Origin of the sequence: Algoriphagus chordae, assembly GCF_003254055.1 — a bacterium.
Classification (GTDB): Bacteria; Bacteroidota; Bacteroidia; order Cytophagales; family Cyclobacteriaceae; genus Algoriphagus; species Algoriphagus chordae.
Genome location: NZ_QKZT01000024.1, coordinates 26,087 through 44,835, shown reverse-complemented (window position 1 = coordinate 44,835; position 18,749 = coordinate 26,087). Strand labels below are relative to the sequence as shown.

Here is an 18,749-nt window from a genome sequence, read left to right as displayed (position 1 = left end):
AAACTCTGAAAACCACAAAGCTCCGAAATATTAAATTTTGGGGATTTGTGACTTCATGTAACTGGCTCTATGTAAAGGAGGTTTCAAAATATTTTTTAATAGGTTGAAATAGTTTTTTTTCTAAAAATATTAAGCTGGCTTGTTTTTATTGGTGCATTTGACCTAGCTTGTATTTACCATGGATTAAATTGATGTGTCAATGTCTGTAATTAAAAACCTAGTTAATTAGATATTACTATAAAACGCAAAATGATGAACATTAAAAATAGGATGCCTATAATTGTCCTTTTTACATTTTTTCTAGCCATTAGCTGGTTGCCAGCCTCAGCAAGGCAGCAAATTAGCATTTCAGAAGAGGAACAAGAGTTAAGAGTTTGGTATGATCAGCCTGCTGTAGAATGGACAGAAGCGATTCCAATTGGAAACGGCTACATGGGAGCGATGGTGTTTGGTGGAGTGGAACGAGAACGTATTCAGATGAATGAGGGCACCTTGTACTCTGGAGATCCGGATTTTACATTTAAAAGCATTAACGTTCGGAAGCAATATCCTGAAGTAATGGCACTGATGGAAGCGGGTGAATTCAAAGATGCTCAAGATATCATTCAGAAAGATTGGTTGGGTAGAGCGCAGGAATGTTTTCAACCGATGGGAGATGTGTGGATAGATTTTCCACATGAAGGAGAGGTAGAATCCTATGAAAGAAGCTTGGATATAGGTCGATCTATCGTTCGGGTTAAATACAAAGTAGGCGAGGTGACTTACACCCGAGAGTATTTTGCCAGCTACCCAGATCATGTGATTGTTGTCAAAATATCCGCAGATAAGCCAGGGATGGTCAATGGCAAGCTTAGTCTTTCTACTCCTCATGAACCGACAGAGAAATTATTTCAGGACAATGATGAGCTGGTGTTGCAAGGGAAAGCGCCAGGAATTGCGTTAAGAAGGACATTCAAACAGGTGATTAATGCAGGTGATCAATACAAGTATCCTGAGATTTTTGATCTGAATGGAGAGGTGAAACCTGGGGCTTCGCAGGTGATGTATGATGAAGATGTATTCGGTTTGGGGATGGCTTTTGATACCCGAGTGATCACGAAGAATCAAGGTGGGACAGTGACTCAAAATGATCAATTTGTAGAAGTGAAGAATGCTGATGAGGCGATTTTTATTATTTCTGCAGCCACGAGTTACAATGGCTTTGATAAATCACCGGTATTCGATGGTGTAGACGAAGAGGCTAAAGTAAAGGAGTTTATGGCTACGGCGAAGACTAAAAGCTATCAAGAACTTTATGATACTCATGTGGCTGATTATCAGGAGTTATTTAATAGAGTAGAGATCAGTTTGACTAAGAAAACTAAGCAGTCAAAATTACCTACCGATGAGCGGGTGAAGCAGTTTGCTAATGGCGGAGATCAATCCTTAGTTGGCTTATATTTCCAATTTGGGCGTTACTTGATGATCTCAGGCTCTAGACCTGGCGGCCAGCCACTGAATCTTCAGGGAATCTGGAATGCGGAGATCATCCCACCATGGGCGAGTGCTTACACTATGAATATCAATTTGGAGATGAACTACTGGCCAGCTGAATTAACCAATCTATCCGAAAGCCATGAGCCACTCTTTACAGCGATCAAGGAGTTAGCGATTAATGGGACCGAAACAGCCAGAAATATGTTTGGTATCCAAGGCTGGACAGGTAACCACAATATGAGTGTATGGAGGCAATCTGAGCCAGTGGATTTATGTGCATGTTCTTTTTGGCCTATGGTTTCGGGCTGGTTGATGAGTCACATGTGGGAAAGATACCTTTATACAGGGGATGAGGAATTTTTGAGAACAGAGATTTTCCCACTTTTGGAAGGAGCCGTATTGTTTTACAAGGATTGGTTGGTGCCTAATAAAGATGGGTATCTCGTCACTCCGGTAGGTCATAGCCCTGAGAATAAATTTTATTTTGCTGAGGATAAAAAAGAATTCTCTACACAAAGTCCGGGGCCTACGATGGATATGGCGATCATTCGTGAATCATTTTCCAGATATCTAGAAGCAACTGAAATTTTAGGTTACGATACTGATATCGAATCAGAGATTTCTGAGAAACTTGCTGGGCTTTTGCCTTATCAGATAGGCAAGTACGCTCAGCTGCAAGAATGGCAGTTTGATTTTGAAGAGCAGGAACCATTACACAGACATATATCTCATCTCTACCCTTTTCACCCAGGCAATCAGATAAACTCTGAGAATAATCCAGAATTAACTGCAGCGGTAAAGAGAAGTATGGAGCGACGTGGCGATCAGGCAACTGGCTGGTCTATGGGCTGGAAAGTAAATGTATGGGCAAGACTTCATGATGGTGACAAATCGCTTCAGTTGCTTACCAACTTGCTCCATTTAGTAAAAGATGGTGAAGAAGGTACTAGTAGGAGTGGGACATATACCAACTTGTTTGATGCTCACCCTCCATTTCAAATCGATGGAAACTTTGGAGCAACTGCAGGAGTAGCAGAAATGTTAATGCAAAGTCATGCTGGGAAATTGCATCTTTTACCAGCATTGCCAAAAGCTTGGGATCAAGGAAAAATTGCTGGTTTGAAAGCGAGAGGTGCATTTGAAGTATCTATGGAATGGGAGAAAAATATATTGAAAAAAGGAACTATCGTTTCTCACAAAGGAGGCATTCTTCCAATTCAGTCAGCCACAGCTTTGAAGTTTGCTGGTGATGTGGTATTGCTTGACGAAGGAGTGAATAAGTTGCTTAGTCCTATCAATCCAGGTGACTTTTTGGATCACTCAAAGGAAGAATCTGCAATGCTGAAGAATCTTACTTATTATGAATATTATATTCAAACTGAAGCAGGTCAGATCGTAGAGTTTACTAAGAAGTAGTCCGAAATCATCTTTATAAAATGAATTAAAGAACCTGCAAACACTAGATTTTGCAGGTTTTTTTTTGCTTCATTGACAGTGAAATGTAAGCTGTTCAAGCGCTGATTTCTAAGAAGTGATTAACAGAATAAAGCACAAAAAAATCCCCTGATATCAGAGGACCTTTTTTATGCTTTTCTGTATGAGGCTTTTAATTTTCAATACCCTCAAAATACCGCTTCAGCGTATATTCTGGCTGCCAGCGATCTGGTTTTCTAGTAAGTTTGGCTGGATCGTATTCCAGTGGTTTGATTACTTTGGTGGTCAAAGCTGCTGTATCTCCAGAGGCTTTTTGCCATTCCTTTAGGGAGTTCATTAATTCTTCCTTAGTGGAGGAATACTCCTTGTTATCAGCCAAATTATTCAGTTCCAAGGGGTCATTTGTCAAGTTGAAAAGCTGCGTGTAGTCACGCTCAGGATATCGAATGAGTTTCCACTCTGGAGTTCTAACAGCGCGAACGGTATATCTGTAGGCTGTGAATAGGCTATTTCTGACGCTAGACTCTTTTCCGGCTAATATAGGAGCTAGACTCTTTCCATCCACTTGATTAGGTTTTGGCAGGCCTGCCAATTCGGATAGTGTAGGGTAAAGGTCGTAGAGATAGACCATGGCATCGAAGGTTTCATTTTGAGGTACTCCTGGGCCTTTGATGATCATAGGTACTTTGGTACTATGCTCATAGAGACTTTGTTTGCCTAGCAAACCGTGACTTCCGACACCCAAGCCATTATCAGCAGCATATACGATAATCGTATTGTCATATTGACCATTGTCTTTCAAGGTCTGTATAATCTTGCCAATTTGGTTATCTAGATGAGTGATCAATGCATAGTAATCTGATAGAACCATTTGGATTACCTCTGGTTTCCTTGGCCAACCGGTCAACAACTCATCCCGAACCATTAAGTTATCAAACTGAAATGGATGATAGGGCATATAATTACCAGGTAAAGGCAAGGTGCCGTCAGGGTAATAGCCTATGTATTTGGCAATAGGGGAATCAGGGTCATGTGGGGCAGTAAAGGCCACATAAGCTAAGAAAGGTTTATCAGTTCCGGATTTAGCATGGGAATTTAAAAAGTCAATAGTGCCATCAGTAAAAACGTTTGTGGAATAACCTCTCATCGTTGGCTCGCCTAGTTTTCCGTTTTCATCATAGTCTCGCATAGCCACCCCGTAGTGATCAGCCATTCCGCCCAAGAAGACATTGTTTCCATGCTGAAAACTTGCTTCGAAAACTTCTTTTTCATTGTGCCACTTCCCAGTACCGAAAGTAGAATAACCTGCCTCTGCAAAGTCCATTGGGAATGTACGTTCGTCTTTTAGCTTATCATATACATGAAATAAGCTTCTTCCACTTAGTAGCATCGCCCGACTTGCTGCACAAACAGCGCCGTGGTTTCCGCCCATGACATAGGCATTTTCGAAGCGAGATCCTTCGCTTGCGAGCTGGTCTATATTCGGTGTTTGTATGTAGGGATTGCCAGCAGCTCCCAAAGCATCCGCCCGCTGATCATCTGCGAAAAGGAATAGGATATTTGGTTTAGCTTGTTGCGACTGAGCAATATTTTCTTGTATTGTAAGCGTAGAAAAAAGCGCGATTCCTAATCCGAAAACTGCAAATCTATTCTTCATCATTTAGGTTTAATTGTGTGTATCCATATTTAGCAATAGTTTCCGCTTGTTCTTTTTTCCCCTTTTCGGTTAAGTATGGACTGATTACCGCCCAAATACTTTTGACCATCGAACCCTTCTCCGTGAATTTTTCATTAGCTAAGACTTCCCTTTGGGACAGCCAAAAAGTGATGATGATTCGAATGATATGCTGAACCTGGTCAAAGATCTCAGGTTCAATCTTCATCATGTAATCTTCATTACTAAACTCTTGAAATATAGAGTCCATCTGTAATTTTCTGTACTCGGATGTTTTCTGTAATAGTGCTGAGATTTTTGGGTAGGCTCTGGTGATTTCCAATACGTCCAGATTCATAAAACGATAGCGGTATTGAAATTCTTCCAATTGGATCAGCAGAAGGTGAACACGTTCAATAGGCGATGTTTCCTCTTTTTTAGCGACAAAATACTCAGACATTTCATCTCTCATTTTATCATAAATTGCCAAAATGATATCCTCTTTGGTTTTGTAATGATAGTCGAGATTGCCATGGCTAATTCCCATCTCACCTGCTATGTGTCTACTCGTAACCCCTTGTACGCCAACTTTATTGTATTGCTTGATGGCGGTTAATAAGATCTTGTCCTTTGTTTTGATTTTCGGAGGTTTGTTCATTTTTAATCTTTATAAAGTTAAAAAAAAGAATCTGTCGTTAAGATATAGCTCAAACGATAAAAAAGGGGATTATTAATCCCCTTTTTTTAAAATAAAAAACCCATTACTCTACCAACTAATTTTTTATAATCATTCCCAGCCTGGTGTTTGTTTCAGATTTGGATTCAATGAAAGTTCATTTACCGGGACTGGGAAGTAATAATTCTTGCTTTCGTCAAATGCATAGCTGTTGTTTGACATCACGTCGCCATCTTCGTTTAAGAAAATGTCCGTTCCTATTTCAAATTCAGAAGCATCAGCTATATCCACTTCATTGAATTTTACTCCAAGAACTGGGTTAGCTAATTCAGCACCTTTTTTCCAACGCATCAAATCGTCAAATCTGAAGCCTTCAAAGGCCAATTCCACTCTACGTTCTCTGCGAATATCTTCGATGATGCTTTCGCTTAACACAAGATCTGCTACGCCTGCTTTTAGTCTAAGCGTATTGACAGAAAGGTCAATGTCTGCTTGCGAGACTGTACCAAGTTCTGCTTTAGCTTCTACCATGATTAATAGTATCTCAGCATATCTAATAAGCGGAGCATCGGAGAAGGACCGAGACCAGTTAGCGAACTCTTGATCAGGATTGAAGAATTTTACTAATTGATATCCAGATGGACTAGCAGAGACATTGATTCCAGCAGGAGTGGAGTTCAGGTATAATTGGTCACCTGCGAAGTATGTGTTTGGTAATGAAAATGTTTGAGAAAGTCTAAGGTCACGATTTGCAAATTCCATTTCCAACGTTGCATCTCCTTGGTATAGCTGACTTTCAGAGATAGTCAGTCCATCTGATAGAAGGTAATCATTAACCAGACTTTTTGTGCCACCAAGCTCTACGCCATTCGCATTTTTGATCAAAGCTGCATTATTGTGATACAATTGAAGTGCATCATCGTAATTTTTGAAGAAGATGACTTCTTTGTTTCCAGAAAGGGTAGTTTGAGCGAAAAGCTCATTATAACTGACGTTAGGATCAATCATGTACTGACCTGTATTGATCACAGCCTCTGCAGAACTCACTGCTTCTTGCAAATATTCTTGCTCGCCACCTAGTCCGTGGTATTTACGAAAAGTGCCTTCGTGAAGCATGATTCTAGCTTTGTAAGATTGCGCAATAGCCTTTGTGAATCTATTTTCAACTGCAGTGCTAGCCATGTGCTCGGTAGCAAAATCCAAGTCAGACTTGATGAAAGCCATTACCTCATCTCTTGACGATTGAGTTGCATAGAGTAATTCATCATCTTCTGTAAGTACACGATCAATGATTGGTAGCTGGCCATAAAGCTTTAATTTATCGTAATAATCTAAAGCTCTTATCAATCTTGCCTCTGCGATATATGGATTTCTAGCGGCAGCTTCTATGTCAGAAGATTCAGTGTTTTCTAACATTTGGTTGATATCTCTTACGAGAGACCAGCTCCAGTTACTAATACCAGGATTGTTTGCGGTATTGATGCCGAGCCTTACATTGGTAGGAGCTTCAGCATAAGCATTGTCACTATTGACATCTTCTGTCATCATACCACCACCTGTAAAGCCTTTATTAGCGAAATAAGTGGCGTAAAGTTGGTTGTTGTAAATCTCTAGATCAGCAGTGTTGTTCCAGAAATTAGCATCGTTGATCTGAGTTTTTGGCACTGTGTCCAGAAACTCATCGTTGCAGGAGGCTAGACCTAAGCAGACTAGAGCAACTAGATATAATTTTATATTTTTCATTTTCTTTAATTTTAGAGTTGGAGCAGATTAAAATCCTATGGTCAGGCCAAATGAAAGTCTCTTAGATAATGGATAGATTTTACCTGATTGGCTACCACCATTCGAGAAGTTGGTTCCTCCTAAGTTATCCTGTCCTGGATCCAAGATTTCTGGATCAAAGTTCTTGTTCAACTTCGTGAACGTCACCAAGTTTTCAGCTGATACAAATACTCTCGCATTGCTCATTTTCCATTTGTCCATTAGGCTTGTTGGGAAATTGTAGCCTACGGTTAGATTTTTCAATCTCAAATAGCTAGCATCTTGTAGGTAGCGAGTCTGGATCTGCGTATTTCTGTTGATCACAGCTGCCTGTGAAGGGCGGAAATAGTATGCATCTGTATTGACAGGAAGTCCATCAGTACCGTCACTCCAAGTATTGTTATACAGGTCGTCAGTTACGATCACGTTTCCGTATCCACCTTCTCCACCAAACATAATCGGACCGTCCAACCAGAAATCGCGCTTAGCTACTCCTTGGAAGAACACACTCAGGTCAAAACCTTTGTACTGTAAACCGGCTCTGATACCGTAGTTGTATCTTGGAGAGGCATTACCGATGATTTTTCTATCACCTGAATCGTCTACTGTATTTGCGCCATTATTGATTTCGCCATCACCATTTAGATCCGCATAGCGAACGTCGCCAGGAGCAAGAAGATTGGCGCCTCCTAAAGAACTATGATCTGGTGCATTAGTAATTTCCTCTTCACTTTGGAAGAGACCTACAGTTTCATAACCCCAGATTTCACCGATCATTTTGCCTTCATAATAAGCTGATGAAAGTGTTTTAGAAGGATTATCATACTTGGTGATTTCAGCTTTAGAATCAGAGATTACAAAATTGATGTTGTATGTGAGGTCCTTGTTAATTTGATCTTTCCATCCAATGGCAGACTCCCAGCCGTTTACCCGTAGGTCTGCGGCATTCTTTTGTGGTGCAGCTGCTCCGAATACTCCTGGAAGCGCGGCTCCTGCTACAAGCATGTCAGAAGTGTTTCTTTGGAATACATCAAAAGTCACATCCAAACGACCTTGTAGGAATATCATGTCAACTCCAAAGTTTGTCGTAGCGACCGTCTCCCAAGTTCTAGTAGATCCGATTGGGTTTTGAGGGCTTAGGCCTAGTGGACGTGTTCCATCCGAAATCCAACTGGTTTGCGTCACAGTATTGTACCCAACAAATGGGTAATAAAGAGATGTATTCTGATTTCCCAACTCACCGTATGATGCTCTTACTTTCAGTAAGTTTAACCAAGTAGCGTCCTGAAGAAATCCTTCGTCAGAGATTCTCCAGCCTGCAGATACAGAGGGGAAGAATCCATATCGATCATCTTTGTTGAATCTAGAAGATCCATCATAGCGACCATTTACTTCTAATAGGTACTTGTCTTTAAAGCTGTAGTTTACTCTTGCAAACACAGATCTCAGTGCCCAGTCATAATAATTATCAGTAACAATAGGAGTACCTATTGTATTCGAGATAGAAAGAATGTCATCACTTATCAGTAGGGTATTATAAGCATAGTTATTGGTGAATGTCGCCATCTCTTGGTTATAGCCCAGTGTTGCTTGTACACTATGGCCACTTGCCCAGTCTTTAGCCCATTTGCCATACATGTCAAATGCATAGTAGGTGTTGACTTGATTGCTTTTGTCTATGTAAGAGGCTTCCGCATCTTTATTTACATTGAAATTTGAAGCAGGTGAAACAGAGTACATCTGCTTGTGATTTTGCTGTCTAGTATTGAACTTAGGGTTGTATGTGAAGTTAGAAAGAACAGAAAAGTCACCCCATTTCATTTCTACACCCGCTTTGGTATTTAGGTTATAATTAACCGTATTGTCTCTACCGCCATTTTCGATTGTTGCCACTGGATTCAGCCTTGAGAAAAGCTGAACAGGAACGCCATCGATATCATAGTAAGGGACCTCAGTTGGTCTTGCTCTCCAAGTCACGTGAAAGATAGAAGGACCAAATCCACTACCTGGAAGGTTATGAAGGTCTTGCTCCGACTTAGAGAAGTTTACTTGAAAAGACGTCGTCAACCAGCTGTTGATTTGCGTGCTTAGGTTAGTGTTGAAGTTGAATCTCTCGAAGAAATCATCTCCTAGTTTTACAATTCCATTTTCTTTAGCATATGCAAAAGAAGCTCTGTAGGCAGTTTTTTCTGTTCCACCTGACACACTCAAATTATGATTTTGACCTGGTGCTGCAGTAGCAAAAACCTGATCGGCCCAATCATTATTAGCATGAACGTAATAAGCATTTCCATCCGGCTTTAAAGAATAGTCAGTAGATATTCTGCCTTCTACACGATCTTGGATCAGACCAAGGTTAGTGTCATCGAAAATAATACTTTGTCCACCGTTTTGACGCATACTATTTACATAAAGTGCATAACGGTAACTATCTGTTTTATTTGGAATAATTGTAGGGCTAGAAGCATAAAAGTTACCGGAATAAGTCACTTTAGGCTTAGCGTTTTTGTTTCCTTTTTTGGTAGTCACTAAGATTACTCCGAAAGCAGCTCTGGCACCGTAGATAGCCGCTGAAGCTGCATCCTTAAGTACTGTCACACTTTCTATATCCTGTGGGTTGATGTTGTTGATGTCCATCTGTGCACCATCCACCAATACTAGTGGACTACCACCGTTGATACTGGTCGCACCACGAATGTTGATGCTAGTTCCTGAACCTGGAGTACCAGAATTAGAAGCGATATTTAAGCCTGGTACAACTCCTTGTAGACCTTGAGAAAGGTTAGTAATAGGTCTATTTTCAAGAACCTTGCTGTCCGTAATACCTACAGCACCAGTCAGGTTACCTCTTTTCTGAGTACCATAGCCTACTACCACTACTTCATTAAGAGAAGAAACGTCCTCAGACATAACTACGTCCAGGGAAGTTCTGTTTCCAATGGTAATCTCCTGAGGTTCGTAGCCAATGTAGCTGAAAACTAGAACAGCATCGGAATTCGGTACTTGAATGGAATATTTTCCTTCGATGTCACTGACAGTGCCAGTTGTTGTTCCCTTCACCAAAATGGTAAGTCCAGGAAGAGGGAGGCCACCGTTAGCATCCGTAACGACACCTGTAACGGTAGTTTGGGCTAATGTCATTCCTGAGCTCCCCAGGAAGAGGAACAGTAAGCAAATGTGTGCCAAAGTACCAAATTTCATTTTGGTATCAGGCCACTTGCTGAGTCTGTTTAAGATTTTTGTAGTAGAGTTTTTCATACACACAAAGTGGTTAGTATTGGATATTTTCTGAAAATCGTTATCCAGAATAACTGGCTGCTATGAGCAGTTGTCTGGATAACGGTGGGTAAGGTAATTAAAAATAGTGCATACGCACTAATATTTGTTAAAAAAATAGGCCTTTAGGACTAAAAAAATGCAAAATGTTGCGTATGAACTCCAAATCCTCATATTATTTTCGATAAATGTGGGAGCTTTTATAAAAAAATGAAAAAGGAAGTGAATGCTAAGGTATATGTAGACTAGATTTTTATAAGTTCAGCACCCATCTTCGACCTAAATGCAGTCAGGTATTTCTAGGCAGGATTGTATACTTTATAAAAAGTTAGTTGATGAATGTACAGCCTAACTGTTTATAAGCTAGGCTTGAAAATCTGGCTTCAACCCGCATCTCGCATTTGGGTACCATCGAATTAATTATTCTTTCGACTCGCTTTTAAGTGGCCTAACCATATTAAAAATCTTTCCTTCAGGATTTCTGGCTGCGAAATAGACATGTGTTGGATGACCATGTTGCACTAGTACTTGAGGGCGTTCCAGTTTAGGGAATTCTACAGTTTCTCCATTGCTGAGCGTGAGAGTTCTGCTGTATGCAGCTGGGTTTTCCGGTGTAGTCCAAACTAGTCCGTCTTCAGAACTTGCATAAAATCCTGCACCAGATTCACCAGTAATGGCGGCATTCATGCATTTGGCTAGCATGTGATACTGGCTGCCATCGTACCAGATGTATGGGTCTTCCACATCTGAACTTATTGGAAGAAGTTTGATTTGATTATCCTCGCCCTTCCGTTCGTAGGGCCCCCAATAGTGCTTGGCTGTGGCAACCCCAAAAGTCATTGTTCTATTCTGGTTTCTTGCTGGGTAGGGAACGGGAGCACTTTTATACACCAAGAGCACAGATCCATCTTCATGGACAAAAGGGGCAGGATTACTTATAATTGCGCCATCCCATTGTCCTGGTCGAGGTTGAAGGATTGGTTCTTCCATTCGTTTCCATGGGCCAGTTGGTGAATCAGCGACAGCTACTCCTATACGTTTATGATTCCATGCTTCTTCATAGAGTTCACGGGTAGGAGCTATTTGTTCTGGTTGATCAAATTCGTAGTTAATACCGATGTAGAATAGTACATATTTCCCATCGTGGAATTGGATGTTGGGATTGTGGGTCATCATTCCATCCCAATATTCTTTGCCTCGAGCAGGCAAAACTACCTGCTTGAATTTAAATGGGCCTTCAGGATTATCCGCTACGGCTAGGACAACTTCGCTATTGGTCACCCATGCACTCATCCCCAGATGTTTTGGCCAGCGACTGGCAAACATGTAGTAAAGGTTATCTTCTCCCTGGATCACTGAGCCACCCCAAACAATATAATCCTCCATTTGAAATGCTCCTTCGACAGGAGAAGTATCCCACTGATTTAGGAAAGGATTAGGTTGGGAATAAGCTACGCTAAAGCTGATAAATAAGCTAAAGGAAAGTAGGTATAGTAATTTCATTTTTGACTAGGTCAAAGTGTAGGTGTCTTTTGAATGTGTATAGCCGCTTTTATTCCAGTAAGAATGCAAAAGCAATATAGGATATGTTAAACTTAAGAATTGTGGCCGCTTCTGCCTGTCTCGATAGGCGGGAGTCACCCGTCTTCGGTCTTCCAGCCAGCTAAGCAAAGAAATTATGGATACCAGTATTATTGCGGATAGTCATGTTTTAATAGGAATATTCGTAATGCAAAAGATCTGCACTCATACCTGGTTCCATAGGAGTTTGGTATTTCCCGTCTGAGATCAAGACTGGGTGTTTGAAGTAATCACGTAAATGTGGGATGTGCTCCAATAGCAAAGCCGGATGCCCAAGCGTAATATGATTGAACAATACCAAGTGCTGGTGAATCTGTCCCATGTCACCTACGTGAGGGACTACAGGGATATTGAATTTTCGGGAAAGTAAACTGATTAGGATAAACTCTGAAACTCCACCTACTCTTACTGCATCTACCTGGTTGAAGGACATGCATCCGGATTGGATGAAGTTTTTGAAAATTATCTTATTCGGAACGTGCTCTCCGAGTGCAAGGGGTACATCTACTGCTTTTGCCAAAGCTACATGCGCATAGACATCATCCGGATGCGTAGGCTCCTCGATCCAATAGGGATTTAATTCTTTCAGTTTGGTACATACATCTATAGCTTGTGGCAAAGTCCATTGTTGGTTTGCATCAAACATGATGGTGGCCTGATCTCCAGCTACTTTTCGGACCAATTCAGCTCTTCTGATGTCACGATCTGGATTTTGAGCTCCTACTTTCAGCTTCATCGCTGTGAATCCATTGCTCATGGCTACTTCCACATTGCGAAGTACCTGGTCATCCGTGTAATTGAACCAGCCAATCGACGTGTCATATCCCGGGTATCCAGATTTGATAATAGACTCTCGCTCAATAATGCCAGTTCTTTGATTTTTGATCAGGGCTATAGCTTCTTCTCTAGGTAAAATATCTTCGTAATAAGAGAAGTCAAGCGTGTTTACCAATTGCTCAGGACTCAAATCCGTAAGTAATTTCCAAAGTGGTATACCTTCTGCTTTTGCCCATAGATCATAGCAAGCGTTCACTATTGCCGCCAATGCCAGTTGCACCACTCCTTTGTGTGGCCCGAGCCATCGGAAGTTCGGATCATCCGCCATTTTCTTGTAAGTGGTACCAAAGTCCGACATTAGTTCATAGATCTCTTTTCCTTCTATGTGTTTGACCAAGTAGTCTATGGCCTGACAAACGATTTTATTGCCCGAACCCAAGGTAAATGCCAGTCCTACACCTTCTAGATTTGAATCTGTAGCTAGCTTGCAAACGGCGTATGCATATACAGGACTGGTATGAACGGCATCTGAACCCGCTCCGTCTTTTAGATCAAAACGTGTGTCATTGGAATGGGCTTTTTTTATTACAATAGATTTCTTCATCTTCGAAAAGTTAATGTGTGCAATTACGGTTAGAGCAGTTGTGGTTGTTTGGTTTGAAGTTAGTTTGCAGGGTTTACTGCGAGTGGTATCTGTATATTGAATGAGCTTCCGTCGGTTTTTGGATTGACATTGTCAACTGCCGCTGCGCAATAGAGGTACAATGGAGTGCCGTCTTCACTTAGCAGAAGTTGCGGTCGCTCCAGTCTGTCAAGCTGAATGGTCTGTCCATTTTCGAGGGTAACTTCCCTTTTCATAAAGAGTGGTTCGCTTGTGATTTCCCAATTGATACCATCTTCAGATTTAAGTATTGCCAGGACTTTCTTCTCGCTTTTTGCGACAACGCCGGTGAAATCTTTCACTACAGCAAAGAAGCAGTCGTATTTTGTTGAGAACCAAACATAAGGATCTTCGGTACTTGCCATTTTTCCATCAGGCATGCGGACATCGAAAATGAATTCATCTCTAGCAGTAAATGGTCCCATAGGGGTAGGTCCAGTCGCTACGCCATGCACTCCTTTCCATGACGGTTCATAGATGTTTCCTTTGAAGAAAAGCATGTATTCCTTTGTCTTTGGATTGTAGTCCACAGAGGGATTCACCACGATCAGGTTATCTGGCTTGGCTACAGTTCCTTCAGGCGAGGGACTCACTACATTATTTTTTTTAACGCGTGTTCTCGGACTCAACAGCGGCTTGGCTGCACGTTTGAAATTTCCTGCTACTAGGTCTTCAAAGGAATCGAACTGAATAACTCCGATTTGTTGACTTTGCTGAACGCGGTTTCTTTTATCTACATCTGGAGCAATTTTCTTACCCGGATCTTTTCCTCCGATGTAGTATAAGTAGAAGCTTCCGTCAAATTCTTTGACGTGCGGATTGTGAACGCCTTGCGCATCCCAAGCTTCTGGATCCCCATTGTATCGGGCTCCTTTGAGGATGATTTTTTGGAATTTGAAATCACGATCCGGGAAATCAGAGACAGCGTAGCCGATTTTGCTTTCCAGTACCCAGCTTTGCGAGAAGCTAGCTTTACCGGTACCACTTTCCCACATGGCAAAAAGCATGTGATATTTTCCATCTTTTCCTTTCACTGCAGATCCACCCCAGACGAAGTAATCTTTGAGCTTCAATATCGAAGGACCATCCAGAAATTGACTTTCCTCACCTTTCTTGAGTTCCGCGGAAACGGGTAAGGACTTCACCTGGAACTGTGCGGTAGCAATTCCAGACAAGGAAATTAGGAGGCATGCTAGGGCTAATTTTTTTCGAAAGTTCCAGAAGACTTCCCACAGATCTTCGCAGAAAAATGCGCAGATTTTCGCGGATCTTGTAGTTAGAATATGTTGTGCTTTTATCTCTGTTTGTGAAGTCTTCATTTATGAATTGTTTTACAAAAAAATGATCATTTCGATGCCTTATAATTAATACCTAGATCATTCTTTCTTACCTCAGCGAGTTTTTTGGCGAGCTTGGCTTGCATTTCTTTTACGACTGATTGATGCGAAGCTTCTTTAGCCAAGTTTGTGAACTGCATAGGATCAGTTTCCATGTCATAAAGCTCCATTCCTGCACCTGCATCCTCATCATATTGGATATAGGCCCACTTGTCTGTGCGGATCAAAAATGACTTTCCTCCCTGTGTTACCGAGAAAGCGAAATCCCGAACCTTCTTCTTAGGATTCTTCAGAATTGGTACTAAGCTTTTTCCCTGAATCCCTTTTGGGTAATCCAATCCTGCCAGCTCAGCTAGCGTGGGATAGAGGTCAAGTAGCTCTGTGAAGGAGTTCGCAACTGCCGGTTTTTTGCCAGGCACCTTGATCATCATCGGTACTTTCACTGATTCTTCGTGAAGGCTTACTTTCATCCAGAACTCATGCTCATCCAAGTGGAATCCATGATCCGAAGTAAAAATCACAATTGTATTGTCTTCCAATCCTTCTTCTTTCAGGGTCTTCAGCACCTTGCCCACCTGCGCATCCATGTATGAAACCGAGGCATAATAAGCAGCGATAGCTTTCTGCTTTTGCACGTCATTCATATCAGCATTTACACTGGTCACGTAGTTGATGCCACGCTCAGGGATATCATCCCAGTCATTTTCCACTTGAGTTGGAAGCTTAATTCCTTCGTATGGAAAAGGGGAGAAATACTCCGCAGGAGCCACAAAAGGTACGTGAGGTCTCACAAATCCTACTGCCAAAAAGAAGGGCTTGTCCTTGTGAGTGCGCAGGAGCTCGGATGCTTTTTCAGCTGTTTTTCCATCAGAATGCGCCAGGTCTCCACCGGAAGCCTGCACGATAGTCATTACATTTCCACCTTTTCTCTCGATGCTACCGTCTGCATTATTTTGCACCAATTCAGCCTCTCCTTCAGCTTTCCATTCTGGGCCCTGAGAGTTGAATTTCTCAGTCCAAGAAGCAGGATCGTCTTTTCCATCTGATCCAGTTTCTATATCGATAGGAACACCCATGTGATAGATTTTGCTCACTCGGGCGGTGTAATAGCCGTTTTGCTTGAAAAGCTCTGTCAACGAAGCTCTGTCTGGGCCTACATTTTCGCGTCCACTTACATAGCCATAGGTTTGTGTGGCATTCGGATAATAGCCAAACATGAATGAAGCTCTGGATGGTCCACAAACTGGATATTGCGTATAAGCTCGGGTAAAAACCGTGCTTTCCTTCGCCAACTGATCGATGGCGGGAGTTTTAGGGACTGGATTTCCGTAGGCTCCGATGGCTGTAGTAGTCAGATCATCAGAGATGATAAACAGGATATTCGGTTTTTTCTTTTGCTGGGAAAAAGCGCTAAGCGAAAGAAGAACAGATGCTAGGAACAGTAATTTTTTCATGTATTAGCTAATTTTTTCGAATGATGTTCCGCTTGATTGTGAGGCCTGATAGACTACTTCCACCAGTTTCATGGTTTGGAAAGCGTCGGATGTACTATTTCTTAAGTGCGCACCAGGATTTTCGAGTTTAACTTGTAAGGCTGCCATCGTGCCGATAAATGCATGTGGAAACCAGCCTCCAGAAAGCGGGAATTCTTTCCAGCCCTCTTGATCGTCCAAAAGACAATACTCCATTTTCGCTGGCTGACCTTTTGGATAATCGAGCGACAGGCCAATGGTGATTTTAATAGCACCTTTTGTTCCTTCGATTTTGAAATAGGATTCTTGATTTTTCACGCCAAACTCATGGCCATGATTTGTTAAAATTCTAGCCTGAGTGAATTCGTCGTAATCGAGAATGATGGAGCTTCGTGTATCTGCTAAATCCTTCATTTTCGGATGCCGACTAAGGCTGGCATGCACTGCGGAGGGATTTCCAAGAAATGAGCGGATCAAATCCAAGTAGTGTACGCTGTGATAGAGAACTTCCATTCTTGGTTTTTCCTTGAGAAAACCCCAAAGATCCCAAGGAGTGTAGACGCAGACTTTTAGTTCTAAATCATAGATGTCTCCTAGCAATCCTTTATTCACCATGTCCTTTGCAGCAAGCATGTAGGGAGCAAACTTCAATTGGAAGTTCATTGCCGCGATCAGCTTCTTGCGCTGGCAGATCTCGTGGATTTCTGCAGCTCCAGCCAGTGTTTCGCCCATTGGCTTCTGGATCAAAACAGCAGAACCATCTGGCAATTCCTGTAGAATCGACACAATCTGATCTGCTGGGACAGCTAAATCAAACACTGCTTGTTGATCGGATGCGGTTTTGATCAATTCTCCTAGGTCTGCAAACTTCTTGGAGACTATCGGGAATTTTGATAGAGCAGCTTCTGCTTTGGATTCATCCAAATCAAAAATCCCCATCACCTGCCATCCTGCCAACGTATATGCCGGAAGATGAGCTTCCACTACTATCCCGCCAGCGCCAATAATTGCTATCGGTCGGGAATTGGAGGGAAGTAAAGGTTTTTGATTGATTTCCATGGGTAGTTTATTTGCTGAAATCAGGGTTGCTGTAGCCTTGTGTCTTATATATTTCGAGCTTTGCAGACATTTCTTTGACAAGTTCTGGGTATTCTGCTTGAAGATTGTTTAACTCCTGCGGATCCTTTTCTAGGTTGTAAAGTTGGATTGGAGGAAGCTTTTTCCCATTTGCTGCCGGAGCGACTTTTGTCCACCCACCTGAGCCTTCAGTCATGATTAGTTTCCATTCACCTTTTCTGATCGCAAATGATCCATGGGCAGAATGGTTGATAATATCCTCCCGTACGGGCTTGTCAGTTTTGCCTAACAAAACGGAGCTAAAGTCCATGCTATCTTCAAATTGACTATTTTTTTTGCTGTTTCCTGTAATTCCCGCTAGGGTAGAAATCACATCATTCAAGCCGAAAAGCTGAGAATTGACTTGATTGTTTTTAATAGTTCCAGGCCAAGACACGATGAAGGGCACACGATGTCCACCTTCAAAAATATCTGCTTTTGTTCCTCTGTATGGCTTGCTCGGGTCATGTCCGGATGCTTTCACCGATCCAACTGCCCCCGACATTCCTGTGCCATCCCGCTGAGGAGAGCCATTGTCTGAAGTGAAGATGATCAGCGTGTTTTCCAGCTGACCCGATTTTTCCAGCGCTTTTACTATCTGGCCAACCGTGTAGTCTACCTGATGCACATAGTCACCATAAGGGCCGATTTTGGTAGTCCCCTGGAATTCTCCCGCAGGAGCGATAGGAGTGTGAGGAGCCGTAAGCGCAAAATACATGAAGAAAGGATTTTTGGAATCAGCCTGTTCCTCTATGTACTTTTCTGCTTTTTCAGTGATCGTAGGCATGACTGCGCGTAAATCCCAACCGCTATACATAGGTCCTGGATTTCCATAGACAGAGTCTGGTTTGATCATGTCAGGAATTTGGAGAAGCTTGTCGTTCTCGAAAAATGCATAAGGAGCGTAATTTGGCACATCGTCTCCGAAGTAATAATCAAACCCAACGGTGGTCGGGCCACCACCAAGAGCTTTTGTAAAGTCTATTTTATCGGCTAAGGGCTGACGCAACTTTGCGTCATGTGGCATTACACTAAGCGTGTCATTTACATCTTTTCCCCGCTCATCAGACCACAGCCAGCCCAAATGCCATTTGCCGATAGCAGCAGTATTGTAGCCGCTTTCTTTAAGCATGGTGGCGATAGTTTGTCTGTTTTGATCGATCAGAGGTTTGTCCCAGTACAATAAAACGCCATTTTCCAAAGCGGTTCTCCAGGAATATTGCCCTGTAAGAAGTCCGTATCGTGTAGGAGTACATACCGCACTTGGGCTATGCGCATCTGTAAATCTAATGCCACTTTTAGCTAACGCATTGATATTTGGCGTAGGGATTTTAGAGTCTGGATTGTATACCTCAGGATCTCCATAGCCCAGATCATCGGCCAGAATGATGATCACATTGGGCTTCGATTTCTTGCTTTTCAGTTCATTTTTCTTTGCAAAGGAAAAAGCTGCTAGGGCAAAGACTGCAATGACTAAAATGGATATATAATGTGTTTTGTTAATTCTCATAAGGTTCTTAGAACGGAC

11 protein-coding genes are annotated in these 18,749 nt (G+C 42.0%); 1 reads left to right on the top strand and 10 read right to left on the bottom strand.

The genetic code is table 11. From position 1 onward, the window contains the following. The first annotated feature begins 249 nt into the window (after window positions 1-249). On the top strand, window positions 250-2,892 hold the full coding sequence (locus LV85_RS19510) for a glycoside hydrolase family 95 protein (protein WP_245942385.1): 2,643 nt from the start codon (window positions 250-252) through the stop codon (window positions 2,890-2,892). A 190-nt stretch (window positions 2,893-3,082) separates the two neighbouring features. On the opposite strand, the gene LV85_RS19505 is transcribed toward LV85_RS19510, so the two are convergent. The 10 genes from LV85_RS19505 to LV85_RS19460 form a co-directional block, all read right to left on the bottom strand. Then, window positions 3,083-4,570: a sulfatase-like hydrolase/transferase gene (locus tag LV85_RS19505; protein WP_245942384.1), complete on the bottom strand. Its 1,488-nt coding sequence runs from the start codon at window positions 4,568-4,570 to the stop codon at window positions 3,083-3,085. Next, window positions 4,557-5,222: a TetR/AcrR family transcriptional regulator gene (locus LV85_RS19500; RefSeq protein ID WP_111322599.1), complete on the bottom strand. Its 666-nt coding sequence runs from the start codon at window positions 5,220-5,222 to the stop codon at window positions 4,557-4,559. The genes LV85_RS19505 and LV85_RS19500 overlap by 14 nt, the downstream gene beginning before the upstream one ends. 129 nt (window positions 5,223-5,351) lie before the next feature. Next, window positions 5,352-6,983 (bottom strand): RagB/SusD family nutrient uptake outer membrane protein, encoded by a 1,632-nt coding sequence (locus LV85_RS19495; protein WP_111322598.1) that lies wholly within the window; start codon window positions 6,981-6,983, stop codon window positions 5,352-5,354. Window positions 6,984-7,010: 27 nt separating this feature from the next. Beyond that, on the bottom strand, window positions 7,011-10,259 hold the full coding sequence (locus tag LV85_RS19490; protein ID WP_111322597.1) for a SusC/RagA family TonB-linked outer membrane protein: 3,249 nt from the start codon (window positions 10,257-10,259) through the stop codon (window positions 7,011-7,013). Between the two features lie 438 nt (window positions 10,260-10,697). Further along, window positions 10,698-11,780 carry a glycoside hydrolase family protein gene (locus tag LV85_RS19485; protein WP_111322596.1) on the bottom strand — a complete coding sequence of 361 codons (1,083 nt, stop codon included), beginning with the start codon at window positions 11,778-11,780 and terminating at the stop codon, window positions 10,698-10,700. A 208-nt stretch (window positions 11,781-11,988) separates the two neighbouring features. After that, on the bottom strand, window positions 11,989-13,239 hold the full coding sequence (locus tag LV85_RS19480) for an enolase C-terminal domain-like protein (RefSeq protein WP_111322595.1): 1,251 nt from the start codon (window positions 13,237-13,239) through the stop codon (window positions 11,989-11,991). Between the two features lie 59 nt (window positions 13,240-13,298). Further along, window positions 13,299-14,615, bottom strand: a complete 1,317-nt coding sequence (locus LV85_RS19475; RefSeq protein ID WP_245942383.1) for a glycoside hydrolase family protein — start codon at window positions 14,613-14,615, stop codon at window positions 13,299-13,301. A 26-nt stretch (window positions 14,616-14,641) separates the two neighbouring features. Then, window positions 14,642-16,087, bottom strand: coding sequence for a sulfatase (locus LV85_RS19470; protein WP_111322594.1), 1,446 nt, complete (start codon window positions 16,085-16,087; stop codon window positions 14,642-14,644). A 3-nt stretch (window positions 16,088-16,090) separates the two neighbouring features. Then, window positions 16,091-17,164, bottom strand: a complete 1,074-nt coding sequence (locus LV85_RS19465; protein ID WP_111322593.1) for a Gfo/Idh/MocA family protein — start codon at window positions 17,162-17,164, stop codon at window positions 16,091-16,093. Window positions 17,165-17,171: 7 nt separating this feature from the next. Continuing rightward, window positions 17,172-18,731 carry a sulfatase family protein gene (locus LV85_RS19460; protein ID WP_111322592.1) on the bottom strand — a complete coding sequence of 520 codons (1,560 nt, stop codon included), beginning with the start codon at window positions 18,729-18,731 and terminating at the stop codon, window positions 17,172-17,174. Window positions 18,732-18,749 lie beyond the last annotated feature (18 nt).

Bases quoted from the DNA above. Each gene is read 5' to 3' on its own strand.
- LV85_RS19510 (WP_245942385.1), top strand. From the start codon at position 250: ATGATGAACATTAAAAATAGGATGCCTATAATTGTCCTTTTTACATTT.
- LV85_RS19505 (WP_245942384.1), bottom strand. From the start codon at position 4,570: ATGATGAAGAATAGATTTGCAGTTTTCGGATTAGGAATCGCGCTTTTT.
- LV85_RS19500 (WP_111322599.1), bottom strand. From the start codon at position 5,222: ATGAACAAACCTCCGAAAATCAAAACAAAGGACAAGATCTTATTAACC.
- LV85_RS19495 (WP_111322598.1), bottom strand. From the start codon at position 6,983: ATGAAAAATATAAAATTATATCTAGTTGCTCTAGTCTGCTTAGGTCTA.
- LV85_RS19490 (WP_111322597.1), bottom strand. From the start codon at position 10,259: ATGAAAAACTCTACTACAAAAATCTTAAACAGACTCAGCAAGTGGCCT.
- LV85_RS19485 (WP_111322596.1), bottom strand. From the start codon at position 11,780: ATGAAATTACTATACCTACTTTCCTTTAGCTTATTTATCAGCTTTAGC.
- LV85_RS19480 (WP_111322595.1), bottom strand. From the start codon at position 13,239: ATGAAGAAATCTATTGTAATAAAAAAAGCCCATTCCAATGACACACGT.
- LV85_RS19475 (WP_245942383.1), bottom strand. From the start codon at position 14,615: ATGAAGACTTCACAAACAGAGATAAAAGCACAACATATTCTAACTACA.
- LV85_RS19470 (WP_111322594.1), bottom strand. From the start codon at position 16,087: ATGAAAAAATTACTGTTCCTAGCATCTGTTCTTCTTTCGCTTAGCGCT.
- LV85_RS19465 (WP_111322593.1), bottom strand. From the start codon at position 17,164: ATGGAAATCAATCAAAAACCTTTACTTCCCTCCAATTCCCGACCGATA.
- LV85_RS19460 (WP_111322592.1), bottom strand. From the start codon at position 18,731: ATGAGAATTAACAAAACACATTATATATCCATTTTAGTCATTGCAGTC.